The sequence below is a fragment of the Saccharothrix sp. CB00851 genome (assembly GCF_001905065.1).
Lineage (GTDB): Bacteria > Actinomycetota > Actinomycetes > Mycobacteriales > Pseudonocardiaceae > Actinosynnema.
Genome location: NZ_LWLC01000044.1, coordinates 18999 through 32453, shown reverse-complemented (window position 1 = coordinate 32453; position 13455 = coordinate 18999). Strand labels below are relative to the sequence as shown.

Below are 13455 nucleotides of genomic sequence, written 5' to 3'. Positions count from 1 at the left end.
GCCACCTACTCCCCGATGACCGGCGGGGCGGCCAGGCGCGGCGTGGTGAACGGGCTGTCACCGGGTGCGGGAGCCCGGACGTTCGGTGCCTGCTGGAGGGACTTGATCGGTCGGACCCGGGCGGCGTTGGACTGGTAGAAACCGGTGTCCGCGTGATTGATGCCCAGCCGCTCCCGTGAGATCGACGCCGCCTCGGCGTAGCAGTCGAACGCCTGGTCCGGTCGGCCCGCCGCCTCGTGCGCCCGACCCAGGTTGTTGTGGTAGGGCGCGGTCACCCGCCCGTCGGCGCCGAAGACGCGCTGGGCCGCCGCGAGGTTGCGGCGGAACCGCTCGACCGCCTCCTCCACCTGCCCGGACGCCAGCGTGACGCGGGCGAGGTGGTCCTCGCTCACCAGCGTGGCGGCGCTGCCGGGTCCGTGGCGGGCGGCCCGCTCGTCCCGCGTCACGGCGTACAGGCGGGCGGCCTCCGCGAAGTCGCCCGCGGCTTCGCGGGTCAGGGCCAGCTCGTCGCGGACCTCGCCGAGGTCGATGCCGACCGGGTTCGCCCGGCGCCCGGCGACCCGGAGGTTGTGCTCGGCCAGGGCGACCGCCTCCTCGGTGCGGCCCACCCGGACGTAGGCCCGGACCAGCTCGCCGCGCACCCGCACGACCAGGTCGTCGTCCGGTATCCGGGCCTGCAACCGGTCGAGCCGGTCGCGCAACTGGGAGAGCTCCGCGTGCGCCCGACCGCTCACCCAGCCCTCCTGGACGGCGCCCACCGTCGCGCCCAGCAGCCGGGGCCGGACCGCGACACCGTGCGCGGGCGCGGCGTGGGCCGGTGGTTCGGACTCCACCACCCACCGCCGGTTCTCCCGGATCAGCGCGGCGGACGGGTGGTCGGCGCCGAAGGCGGCCTCCGCCTCGTGCAGGGCGTGGTCGAACGCGGTTCTGGCCTCGGTGAGCCTGCCCGCCCGGTCGTAGGCCGAGGCCAGTTCGTGCAGGTAGGCGACGAGCGTCGCCCGGTCGACGGGTAGCCGCCGGGCGTCGGCGGCGACGCTCTCGTAGAGCGCGATGGCCTGGTCGAACCTGCCTGTGAGCACGTACGCCGCCGCCAGGTCGCGGCGGAACCGCAGCGTGGTGGCGTGGTCGCGGCCGAGCAGGCGCTCGACCTCGGCCGCCGTGCGCTCGCGCAGGTCGATCGCGACCTCGACGCGTCCGGAGTAGAGGTAGACGGTGGCCAGGTCGTGGCGGGCCTCGTGCAGGCGCAGGTCGTCCGGCGGCAACAGCCGTTCGGCGTCCGCGGCGACCTCGTCGGCCACGAGTTCGGCCCGACCCAGGTCGGTGGTCTGGATGAGCTGGCGCACCGCCCACGTGCGCAGCTCGATCAACTCGCCGAACAACCCCGTGGAGCGGACCCGGTCGACCGGGCAGTGCTCCCACAGCGCCGAGACCTGCCGGATCAGGGCGTCGGACTCGCGGCGCCGCTGCAACGCCTCGGACTCGTCGTGCAGCAGGACCCGCAACCGGGTGATCGCGGTGTCGACGACGGCCTCCAGCGTGCCGTCGAACGCGCACCGGTCGCGGATCACGCGTTGCACCAAGCGGTGCATGATGACGTTCTCGCCGTCCACGCTGAACGTCACCACCGAGCCCGCGGCGAGGCGTTCCAGCTCGGCGTCCGCCTCGGCCGCCGTGGCGCCGAGGCGCAGCACCGCGTGCGGCACGCCGTCGGGTGACAGCACCGCCAGCAGTTGCAGCATCCGCGCGGCCAGGTCTCCGTCGGTGAACCCGACTTCGTCCAAGGACAGCAGGATCGCCTCGGCGGCGCCGTGCGGGTAGGACTCGCCGGGACGGCGCACCAGGTACTGCTCGACGGGCGTGGACCGCAACCGGGCCAGGTAGGTGGGGAAGTCCAGCCGCTGCGACCGCACGACCGCCGCGGCCTGCGCCAGTGCCAGCGGCAGCCGTCCGAGCTCGTGGGCGAGTTCGTCGGCGCCGCGCTGGTCGTGGCGGCGGGTGGCCGAGGCGAGGAACGCCAGCGCCTCCTCCTCGGTGAACACGTCCAGCACGAACAACGCGCCGAGGTTGCCCATCGACTGGTGGGTGCTGGTGATCACGACCTGCGTGCCGCCGGACGCCGGGATGAACGGGATGAGCTCGTCGGCGTCCGTGGCGTTGTCGAACACCAGCAAGGCGGGCTCGTTCCTGTTCTCCAGCCAGGAGCGGACCCTCGCGGCGGTGCTGCGCACGTCGTCCTGCGGACCGCGCAGGCCGAGCCGCACACCGACCTCGTCCATGCCCGCCAGGACCAGGGCCGGTGTCTCCGCGGCGATCCACGCCACCAGCGGGAAACCCTCGCGGATGCGGTCGCGCGCGTACGCGGCGGCCAGCTGGGACTTGCCGACGCCCCGCTGACCGGTCATGGCGCACACCACGACGACGCCGCTGCGCCCGGCCAGCGAGGCCAGGTGGCGACCGGCCGACGGGCGTGCCTGGAAGTCCGGTGGTTCCTTCGGTATCTCGCCGACGACGACCTGGTGCGGACCGGTGGGCGCGGCCGGCGGCCCGGACAACACCACCGTGCCGATCCGTCCGGCCTGGACGACGGAACCGTGTACCTGGCCGGACACCTGGTTGGTCGTCGGCCCGGGTAACCGGAGCGCCACGGCCACGGCCGCGCCGACGGCGAGCGCCGACCACCCGATCCCGGGCACGCCGTACCGGGCGATCAGCCAGTACCCGACCGGCGAGATCACACCCAGCGCGAGCAGCACTCGTGTTCTGCGGGCCAACGTCCCACCCACCTGGTCGTGGCGTCCTGACCGAATGGCCATGGTAACCGGAGCCGGGGCTCGTTCCGGTCACGCGGACGTGCGCGACACGAAGTCCAGCACCCGTTCCACGACGTGGTCGCGGTCCTCCGGTCGCAGGGTCACGTCGTGGCCCGCGTCCGGCAGGGTGTCGACGTCGGCGTGGGGGAGCAGCGCCCGGAGGCGGTCGGCGGCGGCGACCGAGTCCTGCACGACGCTGCGTGCGCCGAAGACCGCCAGCACGGGCAGCCGCACGGACCGGATCCGGTCGTCACCGGGACGCGTCTGGAACGGCACCCGCGGCCGGTAGGTGCGCAACGCGGTGAGCACCAGTCGCGCGTCCGGTCGACTCGCGACGTCCGCGCCCGCGGACCGGCGCAGGAACAGCCGCCACGGCCACTCCTGGTCGAGCACGCCCCCGACCAGGCCGACCAGGGCCACCCAGGGGCGGAACGGCGCGGTCACCGTGGTCGGGTCGAGCAGGCTGATCGACGCGATCCGGTCCGGCGCGTGGATGGCCTGGTTGAGGGCGTGCCACCCGCCGGTGGAGGCGCCGACCAGGTGGACGTCGGTGAGCCGCAGGCGGTCGAGCACGTCGTCGAGGCACCGCGCGCGGTCCGGGATGTCCCGCAACGGCGCGGTTCGCACGCTCCGGCCCGCTTCGCCCAGCGTGTCGACGGTGTACACCGGGTGGTGCGCCGCGAACGCCGGGATCAGGTGCGCGTAACACGCCGACGTGGCCATGAGGCCCGGCAGCAGCACGATCGGCGGCGCGTCGCCGCCGCCGAACCGGTAGACCCGGGTGGTGCCGTGCCGGGTCTCGACGTCGACCACGTCGTCGGGCGTCGGGCACTCGGCCATCGCCCGTTCGTACGCGGCGAAGTACCGTGGAGCAGGCCGGACCGTCCCGGGGGATCACCATCGCGATGACGCCCGTCGGTGCCTACGCGCTGTTCGGCCTGCCCCTGCGGGAGTTGGCCAACGCGGCCGTCGGGCTGGACGACCTGCTCGGCGCGCGGGCGCGGCTGCTGACCGAGCGGATCGCCGAAGCTCCTGACTGGCCGGCCCGGTTCCGGCTGCTGGACGACCACCTGGCCGCGCGCGTGCGCCACGGCCCCGTCCTGACCAGGCAGGTGCACGGCGCGTGGCAGCGGCTCACCGCGTCGGCGGGTCGCCTGCGCGTCGATGCGCTCGCGGACGAGGTCGGCTGGACCCGCCACCACCTCGCGGCCCGGTTCCGCGAGCAGATCGGCCTGCCTCCCAAAGCCATCGCCCGCGTCGCCCGGCTGCACCACGCCGTGTCCCTGATGACCAGGGCCGCGCCGCCCGCGTGGGCGGACGTCGCGCAGGCGTGCGGTTACGCCGACCAGTCCCACCTCAACCGGGACTTCCGCGCGCTCACCGGTTGCACACCCACCGAGTTCCTCGCCGAAAGGACCACCCCGGGGCGCTGAGCGGTGGCACGGCCCCCGCGACGGCCTGTCGGCTCGAGGGCCCGAGGGTGTCGGCGGTGGGGCGGTCGGGGCGATTCGATATCGGGCAGACTCTGGACGGTCGTCATAAAAGTGCCGTAGCTTCGCCGTCATGGACTTGCGAGGGAAGGTCGCGGTGGTCACCGGCAGTGGCCGGGGGCTGGGCCGGGCGTACGCGGAAGCCCTGGCGCGGGCCGGTGCGGCGGTCGTGGTCAACGACGTGGACGCGGAGGCGGCGGGCGCGGTCGTGAAGGCGATCGAGGCGGACGACGGGCGGGCGGTCGCCGTGGTCGCGCCGGTCGGCCCGGCCGAGGTCGCCGACCGGTTGGTGGCGACCGCCGTCGAGGAGTTCGGCGGGCTCGACGTGCTGGTGACCAACGCGGGCATCCTGCGCGACAAGGTGCTGTGGAAGATGTCCGACGAGGACTTCGACGCCGTGGTCGACGTGCACCTGCGCGGCACGTTCACGTGCGCCCGCGCGGCGGCGGTGCGGATGCGGGAGCAGGGTCGCGGCGGCAGCCTGGTGCTGATCTCGTCACCGGCGGGGCAGCGGGGCAACTTCGGGCAGACCAACTACGCGGCGGCGAAGGCGGGCATCGTCGCCATGGCCCGCACCTGGGCGCTGGAACTGGCGCGCGCCGACATCGCGGTCAACGCCGTCGTGCCGGTCGCGGCGACCGACATGACCAGGACGATCCCCGCGTTCGCGCCCGTCATCGAGGAGGCCGAACGCACCGGGGCGCCGTTCCCGGACCGGCTGCGCAAGGACGAAGGGCTCGGCACGGTCGAGGACGTCGCGTCGCTGATCGTGTTCCTGGCCTCCGACGCGGCCCGGCACATCACCGGCCAGGCCATCGGCATCGGCGGCGACCGGTTGTCGCTCTGGTCGCACCCCGGCGAGAAGGCGGTGGCGTTCGCCGACGGCGGGTGGACCGCGGCGGCCATCGCGGAGTCGTGGGCCACCGGTGTCGGCGCGGAACCGGAGACCTACGGGATTCCCGCACCGACACCACCGGCGGTGTGACGTGGAGATCGCGTTGGACGAGCTGGTCGCCATCGACTTCCACACCCACGCCGAGGTGTCCAGGGACGGGCACCCGTCGCTGAGCCCGGTGCTGATGGCGGCCTCCGAGAAGTACTTCGGCGCGCACGGCCACCGCAGGCCGACCGTCGACGAGATCGCCGCCCACTACCGGGAACGGCGGATGGCGGCCGTGGTCTTCACCATCGACGCGGAGCACGCCACCGGCCACCCGCGCATCCCGAACGAAGAGGTCGCGGCGAACTGCGCCGAGCACGCGGACGTGCTGATCCCGTTCGGCAGCGTCGACCCGTGGAAGGGGCGTGCGGGCGCACGGGAGGTGCGCCGGCTGGTCGAGCGGCACGGCGTGCGCGGCTTCAAGTTCCACCCGAGCCTGCAGGGCTTCGCGCCCAACGACCCGATGGCCTACCCGCTGTACGAGGTCATCGAGGAACTCGGCGTGCCCGCGCTGTTCCACACCGGGCAGACCGGGATCGGCGCGGGCGTGCCCGGCGGCGGCGGCATCCGCCTGAAGCACTCCGACCCGATGCTGGTGGACGACGTGGCGGTGGACTTCCCGGAACTGCGGATCGTGCTGGCGCACCCGTCGTTCCCGTGGCAGGACGAGGCGCTGGCGGTGGCCACGCACAAGCCGCACGTCCACATCGACCTGTCCGGGTGGTCGCCGAAGTACTTCCCGCCGCAGCTGGTCCGCTACGCCGATTCCCTGTTGCAGGACAAGGTGCTGTTCGGCTCGGACTACCCGGTGATCACCCCGGACCGCTGGCTGGCCGACTTCGCCGAGCTCGACCTCAAGCCGGCCGTCCGCCCCAAGATCCTCAAGCACAACGCGGCCAGGCTGCTCGGCCTCGCCACCGACGACGCGGAGCGCACATGACCACCACCGTGACCGGATCGGCCGAACTCCTCGCCCTGGCCGGGCGGGACCTCGGGCACACCGGGTGGCGCGAGATCACCCAGGACCGGATCGACACCTTCGCCGACGCCGCCGACGACCACCAGTGGATCCACGTCGACCCCGAGCGGGCCGCCGCCGGGCCGTTCGGCACCACCATCGCGCACGGCTACCTCACGTTGTCGCTGATCATCCCGATGTTCTCCGAGCTGCTGGCCGTCGAGGGCGTCCGGATGAGCGTCAACTACGGCCTGGACAAGGTCCGCTTCCCCAGCCCGGTGCGCGTCGGCGACAAGATCAGGCTCAGGGGCCGCGTCGTCTCGGCCGACGAGGTCGAGGGCGGCGGCGTCGCGCTGGTACTGGACTTCACCGTCGAGGTCGACGGCTCGGACAAACCGGCGTGCGTCGCGCGCGCCGTGTACCGGCACTACACCTGAAGGCCACCATGTCGAACACGCCGAACGTCCAGTTGCGTCGCGCCGTCGCGTCGAGCTTCCTCGGCAGCGTGATCGAGTACTACGACTTCCTGCTCTACGCCACCGCGTCCGCCGTGGTGTTCAACAAGGTCTTCTTCTCCAACCTCGACCCGCTCGTGGCCACCATCGCGAGCTTCGGCACGTTCGCCACCGGCTACCTGGCCCGACCGCTGGGCGGAGTCCTGTTCGGGCACTTCGGCGACCTGCTCGGCCGCAAGCGGATGCTCGTGCTGACCATGGCGCTGATGGGGGTGGCCAGCTTCCTCATCGGGTTGCTGCCGACCTACGCCCAGGTGGGCGGGCTCGCGCCGGTCGGCCTGGTCGTGCTGCGCGTGGTGCAGGGCATCGCGGTCGGCGGCGAGTGGGGCGGTGCGGTGCTGATGTCCGCCGAGCACGCCACCCGCAGGCGCGGGCTGTGGGCGGGGTTCACCAACGCGGGCGCGCCGTGCGGGTTGGTGCTGTCGACGCTGGCGCTCACCGCGACCGCCGCCGCGGTGGGCGAGCGGGCGTTCCTGGAGTGGGGCTGGCGGATCCCGTTCCTGATCAGCGTCGTGCTGCTCGGGCTCGGGCTGTTCGTGCGGCACCGGGTCGAGGAGACACCGGCGTTCCGGGCGGTGCGGCAGGAGGGCGGCAAGCGGCGGGTGCCGCTGCTGGACGTGCTGCGCGACCACCCGCGCGTGCTGCTGCTGGGCATCGGCGTGGGGCTGGCCGCGTTCGTCGCGCAGTCGACGTTGACGACGTTCGTCGTGGCGCACGGCGTGGCGGCCGGCCACGCCCGGCAGACCGTGCTCAACGCGCTCACCCTCGCCTCGGCGTGCGCGGTCGTGGGCATCCTCGCGTGGTCGGCGGCGTCGGACCGGTTCGGCAGGCGGCCGGTCGTGGTGGCGGGCGCGGTCGCGATGGCGGTGTACGCGTTCGTGCTGTTCCCGTTGGTGGACAGCGGTGACACGGTGTTGCTGACGCTCGCGCTGGTGCTCGGCCAGGGTGTCATCCACCCGATGATGTACGGGCCGCTGGCGGCTCTGTACAGCGAGCTGTTCAGCACGGAGAACCGTTACACGGGCGCGTCCCTGGGCTATCAGATCGCCGGTCTGGGCGCGGGCCTCGCGCCGTTGCTGTTCGCCGGGATCCAGCGGGCCAGTGGCGGACAGGGGCTGACGCTCATCTCGGCCACGGTCGCCGGGTTCTGCCTGCTCACGGTCGTGTGCGTGCTGGCGTTGAAGGAGACCAGCGCCCGCGACCTCCAACCGGTCGCCCTTCCCTGACAGGAGGACCGAAGTGCGGAACGCGGGGCTCGGGAGCTGGCCCTACCGGCGGGCGCGGATGTCGCCGGACCGGGTCGCGGTCGTCCACTCCGGACACGTCACTTACGCGGAGTTCGCCGTGCGCGTCACGCGCCTGGCGCACCGGCTGCGCGCGACGGGCGTCGGCTCGGGTGACCGGGTCGCCTACCTGGGGCCCAACCACCCGTCGTTCGTGGAGGCGATGTTCGCCGCGCACGTGCTGGGCGCGATCTTCGTGCCGGTGAACTTCCGGCTCACCGCGCCCGAGGTCGAGCACGTGCTGGCGGACTCGGGGCCGTCAGTGCTGGTGCACGCGCCGTGGTACGCGGACCTGGTGCGGGGGTCGGGCTTCACCGGTGTGGTCGTCGCGGTGGACGCGGACTACGAGCAGTGGTTGGCCGAGGGACCCGCCGATCCGATCGACGAGGTGGTGGACGTCGACGACGACGCTCTCATCCTCTACACGTCCGGCACGACCGGTCGGCCGAAAGGCGCGGTGCTCACCCACGCCAACCTGATCTGGAACACCTACAACCTGCTGGTCGGCATGGACATCACCAGCTCGGAGCGCACCCTGGTGTCCGCGCCGCTGTTCCACGTCGCCGCGCTCGCGCAGACGTTGCTGCCCACGTTCATCAAGGGCGGCCGAGTGGTGATCACCTCTTCGTGGGAGGTCGACCGGGTGTACGAGGTGATCGAGCGCGAGCGGATCACGTACGCGTTCGGCGTCGCCACGATGTACGCCGACCTGGCCGCGTCACCGCGCTGGGACACCGCGGACCTGTCGTCGTTGCGGCACCTGCTGTGCGGCGGCGCGGCCGTGCCCGACTCGCTCATCCGCGCCTACCAAGCGCGCGGGTTGACGTTCTGCCAGGGCTACGGCCTCACCGAGACCGCGCCCGGCGCGACGTTCCTGGAGGCGGGGGAGAGCGCCCGCAAGGTCGGCTCGGCAGGGGTGCCGGTGTTCTTCGGCGACGTGCGGGTGGTGCGCGACGACGGCGTGGACGCCGCGGTGGACGAGCCGGGCGAGGTGCTGGTGCGCGGCCCGAACGTCATGCCCGGCTACTGGCGGGACCCCGGTGCGACGGCCGCCGCGTTCCACCCGGACGGGTGGTTCCACACGGGTGACATCGGGCGGTTCGACCCCGACGGCCACCTGTTCGTGGTGGACCGGCTGAAGGACATGTTCATCTCCGGCGGCGAGAACGTCTACCCGGCCGAGGTGGAGAACGCGCTGGTCGAGCACCCGGACGTGGTCGAGGCGGCGGTGATCGGCGTGCCGGACCCGAGGTGGGGCGAGGTCGGCCGGGCCTTCGTCCGCTGTGCCGTCGGCGGCCCGTCCCCGGCGCAACTGCGGGCGTTCCTGCTGACCCGGCTGGCGAAGTACAAGGTCCCGGTCCACATCGACATCGTCGACCACCTACCCCGGACCGCCTCGGGCAAGGTGCACAAACCCGCCCTCCGCCACTAGCCCTCAAGCCGCTACGCCAACACCCCACCGACGCGGTCGTCCAGCCGCCGCGCGATCGCGTCCGCGGCGGCACGCAGGTCGGGTACGAGCCGGTGCAGGTCCGTGCGCACGGAGCGGACCACGATGCCCAGCGCACCGGCCGGCTCCTGCCCGTCGGCCGGGATCGGCACGGCGACCGAGCACGAGCCGAGCGTCATCTCCTCGTTGGTCAACGCGTACCCGCGTCGAGCCGTCGCACGCACCTCGCGCACCAGCCGTGCCCGCTCCGTGATCGTGTAACGGGTGAAGCGCGGCAGCGGGCGTTCCACGTAGGCGCGCAGGAACTCCGCGCCGGCACGGGCGAGCAGGGCCTTGCCGACCCCCGTCGAGTGCAGCGGCAGCCGTGCGCCGATCCGCGAGATGACGGGCACCGAACGGTGGCCGGACAGCTTCTCCACGTACAGCGCGTCGAAGCCGTCGTGCACGGCCAGGTGGATGTTCTCCCGGGTCGCCTCGTAGAGGTCCTGCATGAACGGCAGCGCGACCTCCCGCAGCCGACCGGCCACCGGCGCCAACGTCGCCGCCTCCCACAGCCGCAGGCCGATGCTGTAGTACCCGTCCGCGTCACGTTCCAGCGCACCCCACGACACCAGCTCGCCGGTCAGCCGGTGCACGGTCGCCAGGGGCAGGTCCGCCCGCCGCGCGAGCTCGGTGAGCCTGAGCCGGGGGTGGGCCGGGTCGAACACACCCAGCAGCGCCAGCGCCCGGCCGGCCATCGACCGCCGGGGTGCGTCACCGTTGACCGCCATGCGGGTTCTCCTCCGAACGCCCGGCACCGGGGGCCGGGTGCCGAACGTAACCGCGGTGCCGTGCCGAAATCGCCGCCACTTCCACGCAGTGGAAGTCCGGCCTGGCGAACGGCCGCACACCGCCCTTGGCTTGGCCCATGCGAACGAAAGTCGGAATCGTCGGCGCCGGTCCCGCCGGACTGGTGCTGTCCCACTTGCTGGCCGAACGCGGCATCGACTCCGTGGTCGTCGAGACGCGAAGTCGTGCGGCGATCGAGCAGACGATCCGCGCCGGCGTGCTGGAGCAGGGCACGGTGGAGCTGCTGACCGCGATGGGCGTCGGCGCGCGGGCGTTGGCCGAGGGCGCGCGGCACGAGGGGATCGAGCTGCGGTTCGGCGAACGCGGCCACCGGATCGACTTCACCGGGCTCACCGGCCGGGCGGTCTGGCTCTACCCGCAGCACGAGGTGCTCAAGGACCTGATCGCGGCACGGCTCGCGGGCGGCGCGGACATCAGGTTCGGTGCGACCGACGTGGCGCTGCACGGCGTCACCTCCGACGCGCCGGTCATCTCGTTCACCGACGCCGACGGCACGCCGGTGGAGCTGCGCTGCGACGTGATCGCCGGCTGCGACGGATCCTCGGGCATCAGCAGGCGCGCCATCCCCGACGGCGTGCGCACCGACTACTTCCGCGCCTACCCGTTCGGGTGGTTCGGCATCCTGGCCGAGGCGCCACCGTCCTCGAAGGAGCTGATCTACGCGCACTCCGAACGGGGGTTCGCGCTCATCAGCACGCGGACGCCCCAAGTGCAGCGGATGTACTTCCAGTGCGATCCGGGCGAACGCGCCGACGACTGGAGCGACGACCGGATCTGGGCCGAGCTGAACGCCCGGGTCGCGGGCGACGGCTTCAGCCTGGCGGAGGGCCCGATCTTCGACCGCGGCGTGATCCCGATGCGCAGCTACGTGTGCGAGCCGATGCGGCACGGCAGGCTGTTCCTGGCCGGCGACGCCGCGCACGTCGTGCCGCCGACCGGCGCGAAAGGGCTCAACCTCGCGGTGGCGGACGTGGTCGTGCTGGCCCGTGCGCTGGAGGAGCACTTCGCCACCGGGGCAACCGAGCCGCTGGACGCCTACGGCCCGACCGCGTCCCGCCGGGTGTGGCGGGCGCAGCACTTCTCGTGGTGGATGACGTCCATGCTGCACACCGACCCGGCCGGGTCGCCGTTCGACCTCAAGCGGCAGCTCGGCGAACTGGAGCTGGTCACCTCCAGCACGGCCGCCGCCACGCACCTGGCGGAGGCGTACACGGGCTGGCCGATGGGCTGAATGGCGATCGGCCTACTCCGCCTACCGGTATTCGGACCACAACCCGCGATAAAGTTGCGAACTTTGTTTCGAATACTTTCGAAGGTGGCCGAGAGTGGTCGCGGCGGCCATTCGGTCGAATCCGGTATCGGTTCAGGTGGTGATGCCAAGGCGGCTCAGCAGGCTTTTTGATAGTGCGAGCGCCGTGTGACGTGGGGGAATCGGGTAAGCCTAGCGGACCGAGGGTCTGGATAGCGCTCTCCGCGAGTCCGCAACGGCGCGGAACTTCAGTGCTTGCCAGACCGATCTGTTTCGGTTAATACTTCTAAAAGTTTCAGGCCGGACGCGGTCGGGTGCCACCCCCGACGGTTTCCGCCTGCGTTGCGCACGCTCTGGAGGACTCAGAGGACTTGTCGTTGGCGCGGAGGTGTCTCGTGGCACCGGGCCCTCCGAGGTCAAGTGTGCGGATCCGGACCACCCCGCCCTGGCGGTCCGGGTCGCCCGAGGAACCAACCCACCACCTGCCGAACCCGCAGGTGCTCCCAGAAGGTGCAAACATGACGCTGACAGCGAAGTCAGTCGCACGAGTAGCGCTCGTGTCGACGTTGGTCGCCGCCGCCGCGGGCGCCGCGGTCCTGGTGGCGTCACCAGCCAGCGGCGCCGCGTCCACGCTCGCCGCGGCGGCCCAGCAGAGCGGCCGCTACTTCGGCACGGCGGTCGCCGCGAACAAGCTCAGCGACTCGACCTACGTCGGGATCCTCAACCGTGAGTTCGACATGGTCACGGCTGAGAACGAGATGAAGATGGACGCGACGGAGCCGCAGCAGAACCAGTTCAGCTACGGCAACGCGGACCGGATCGTCAACCACGCCCGCAGCCAGGGCATGCGGGTTCGCGGGCACGCGCTGGCGTGGCACTCGCAGCAGCCCGGCTGGATGCAGAACATGTCCGGCACGGCGCTGCGCAGCGCGATGCTGAACCACGTCACGCAGGTGGCCACCTACTACCGGGGCAAGATCCACTCCTGGGACGTGGTGAACGAGGCGTTCGCCGACGGTTCCACCGGCGCGCGTCGTGACTCGAACCTGCAGCGCACGGGCAACGACTGGATCGAGGCGGCGTTCCGCGCGGCGCGGGCGGCCGACCCGGGCGCGAAGCTCTGCTACAACGACTACAACACCGACGACTGGACGCACGCCAAGACCCAGGCCGTCTACCGGATGGTCCAGGACTTCAAGCAGCGCGGCGTGCCGATCGACTGCGTCGGCCTGCAGTCGCACTTCAACAGCCAGAGCCCGGTGCCGTCCAACTACCAGACCACGCTGCAGAACTTCGCGAACCTCGGCGTGGACGTGCAGATCACCGAGCTCGACATCGAGGGTTCGGGCACCGCGCAGGCGCAGAACTACGACCGCGTCGTCAGGGCGTGCCTCGCGGTGACGCGCTGCACCGGCATCACGGTGTGGGGCATCCGGGACACCGACTCGTGGCGTGCCTCGGGCACCCCGCTGCTGTTCGACGGCTCGGGCAACAAGAAGGCCGCGTACACCTCGACGCTGAACGCCCTCAACAGCGTGCCCACGTCGACCACGTCGACCACGACGACGACCGACACCACGACCACCACCACGACGACCACGACCAACGGTCCGGGTGGCTGCACCGCTTCGGTGTCGCTGAACTCCTGGAACGGCGGGTTCGTGGCGACGGTGAAGGTGACCGCCGGTTCGTCGGCGATCAGCGGGTGGACGGTCACGACCAACCTGCCGTCCGGCGTGTCGGTCACCAACGCGTGGAACGCCGACCGCAGCGGCAACTCCGGTGCCGTGCAGTGGCGCAACGTCAGCTACAACGGCCGCATCGCGGCCGGGATGTCGACCGAGTTCGGCTTCCAGGGCACGGGTTCGGCGGCGGGTCTTTCGCCGACCTGCGCCGCCAGCTGATCGAGTA

Annotated in this window: 11 protein-coding genes; 8 read left to right on the top strand and 3 right to left on the bottom strand. The window is 72.0% G+C overall.

Annotation, left to right across the window (positions count from 1 at the left end; all coding sequences use genetic code 11):
• Positions 1-5 precede the first annotated feature (5 nt).
• Positions 6-2771: a tetratricopeptide repeat protein gene (locus A6A25_RS34055; protein ID WP_158073869.1), complete on the bottom strand. Its 2766-nt coding sequence runs from the start codon at positions 2769-2771 to the stop codon at positions 6-8.
• Positions 2772-2840: 69 nt separating this feature from the next.
• Complete coding sequence (locus tag A6A25_RS34050) at positions 2841-3650, bottom strand: alpha/beta fold hydrolase (RefSeq protein WP_073897241.1); 810 nt, start codon at positions 3648-3650, stop codon at positions 2841-2843.
• 65 nt (positions 3651-3715) lie between these two features.
• Between A6A25_RS34050 and A6A25_RS34045 the strand changes: the two genes are divergently transcribed.
• The 6 genes from A6A25_RS34045 to A6A25_RS34020 all read left to right on the top strand — a co-directional run bounded on the left by A6A25_RS34045 (position 3716) and on the right by A6A25_RS34020 (position 9428).
• Positions 3716-4243 carry a helix-turn-helix transcriptional regulator gene (locus A6A25_RS34045; RefSeq protein ID WP_083668895.1) on the top strand — a complete coding sequence of 176 codons (528 nt, stop codon included), beginning with the start codon at positions 3716-3718 and terminating at the stop codon, positions 4241-4243.
• 130 nt (positions 4244-4373) lie between these two features.
• Positions 4374-5285, top strand: a complete 912-nt coding sequence (locus tag A6A25_RS34040) for an SDR family oxidoreductase (protein ID WP_073897237.1) — start codon at positions 4374-4376, stop codon at positions 5283-5285.
• A gap of 1 nt (position 5286) precedes the next feature.
• On the top strand, positions 5287-6180 hold the full coding sequence (locus A6A25_RS34035) for an amidohydrolase family protein (RefSeq protein WP_274534370.1): 894 nt from the start codon (positions 5287-5289) through the stop codon (positions 6178-6180).
• The gene (locus A6A25_RS34030) at positions 6177-6635 is read left to right on the top strand and encodes a MaoC family dehydratase (RefSeq protein ID WP_073897235.1); all 459 of its coding nucleotides are present in this window, start codon (positions 6177-6179) and stop codon (positions 6633-6635) included. Before A6A25_RS34035 ends, A6A25_RS34030 begins: the two co-directional genes overlap by 4 nt.
• An 8-nt stretch (positions 6636-6643) precedes the next feature.
• Positions 6644-7939 carry an MFS transporter gene (locus tag A6A25_RS34025; RefSeq protein WP_073897233.1) on the top strand — a complete coding sequence of 432 codons (1296 nt, stop codon included), beginning with the start codon at positions 6644-6646 and terminating at the stop codon, positions 7937-7939.
• Between the two features lie 13 nt (positions 7940-7952).
• Positions 7953-9428, top strand: coding sequence for an acyl-CoA synthetase (locus A6A25_RS34020; protein WP_073897232.1), 1476 nt, complete (start codon positions 7953-7955; stop codon positions 9426-9428).
• An 11-nt stretch (positions 9429-9439) separates the two neighbouring features.
• Here the strand turns inward: A6A25_RS34020 and A6A25_RS34015 are convergent, their stop codons facing one another.
• The gene (locus tag A6A25_RS34015; protein ID WP_073897230.1) at positions 9440-10216 is read right to left on the bottom strand and encodes an IclR family transcriptional regulator; all 777 of its coding nucleotides are present in this window, start codon (positions 10214-10216) and stop codon (positions 9440-9442) included.
• Between the two features lie 137 nt (positions 10217-10353).
• Here A6A25_RS34015 and A6A25_RS34010 point away from each other — a divergent pair, with 137 nt between their 5' ends.
• Together A6A25_RS34010 and A6A25_RS34005 are read left to right on the top strand one after the other, a co-directional pair.
• Complete coding sequence (locus A6A25_RS34010) at positions 10354-11526, top strand: 4-hydroxybenzoate 3-monooxygenase (protein WP_073897228.1); 1173 nt, start codon at positions 10354-10356, stop codon at positions 11524-11526.
• 536 nt (positions 11527-12062) lie between these two features.
• Positions 12063-13448, top strand: coding sequence for an endo-1,4-beta-xylanase (locus tag A6A25_RS34005; protein ID WP_073897226.1), 1386 nt, complete (start codon positions 12063-12065; stop codon positions 13446-13448).
• The last annotated feature ends 7 nt before the right edge of the window (positions 13449-13455 follow it).

Coding starts and splice junctions, on each gene's coding strand:
- A6A25_RS34045 (WP_083668895.1), top strand. CDS start 3,716: ATGACGCCCGTCGGTGCCTACGCGCTGTTCGGCCTGCCCCTGCGGGAG.
- A6A25_RS34005 (WP_073897226.1), top strand. CDS start 12,063: ATGACGCTGACAGCGAAGTCAGTCGCACGAGTAGCGCTCGTGTCGACG.
- A6A25_RS34025 (WP_073897233.1), top strand. CDS start 6,644: ATGTCGAACACGCCGAACGTCCAGTTGCGTCGCGCCGTCGCGTCGAGC.
- A6A25_RS34010 (WP_073897228.1), top strand. CDS start 10,354: ATGCGAACGAAAGTCGGAATCGTCGGCGCCGGTCCCGCCGGACTGGTG.
- A6A25_RS34050 (WP_073897241.1), bottom strand. CDS start 3,650: ATGGCCGAGTGCCCGACGCCCGACGACGTGGTCGACGTCGAGACCCGG.
- A6A25_RS34015 (WP_073897230.1), bottom strand. CDS start 10,216: ATGGCGGTCAACGGTGACGCACCCCGGCGGTCGATGGCCGGCCGGGCG.
- A6A25_RS34030 (WP_073897235.1), top strand. CDS start 6,177: ATGACCACCACCGTGACCGGATCGGCCGAACTCCTCGCCCTGGCCGGG.
- A6A25_RS34040 (WP_073897237.1), top strand. CDS start 4,374: ATGGACTTGCGAGGGAAGGTCGCGGTGGTCACCGGCAGTGGCCGGGGG.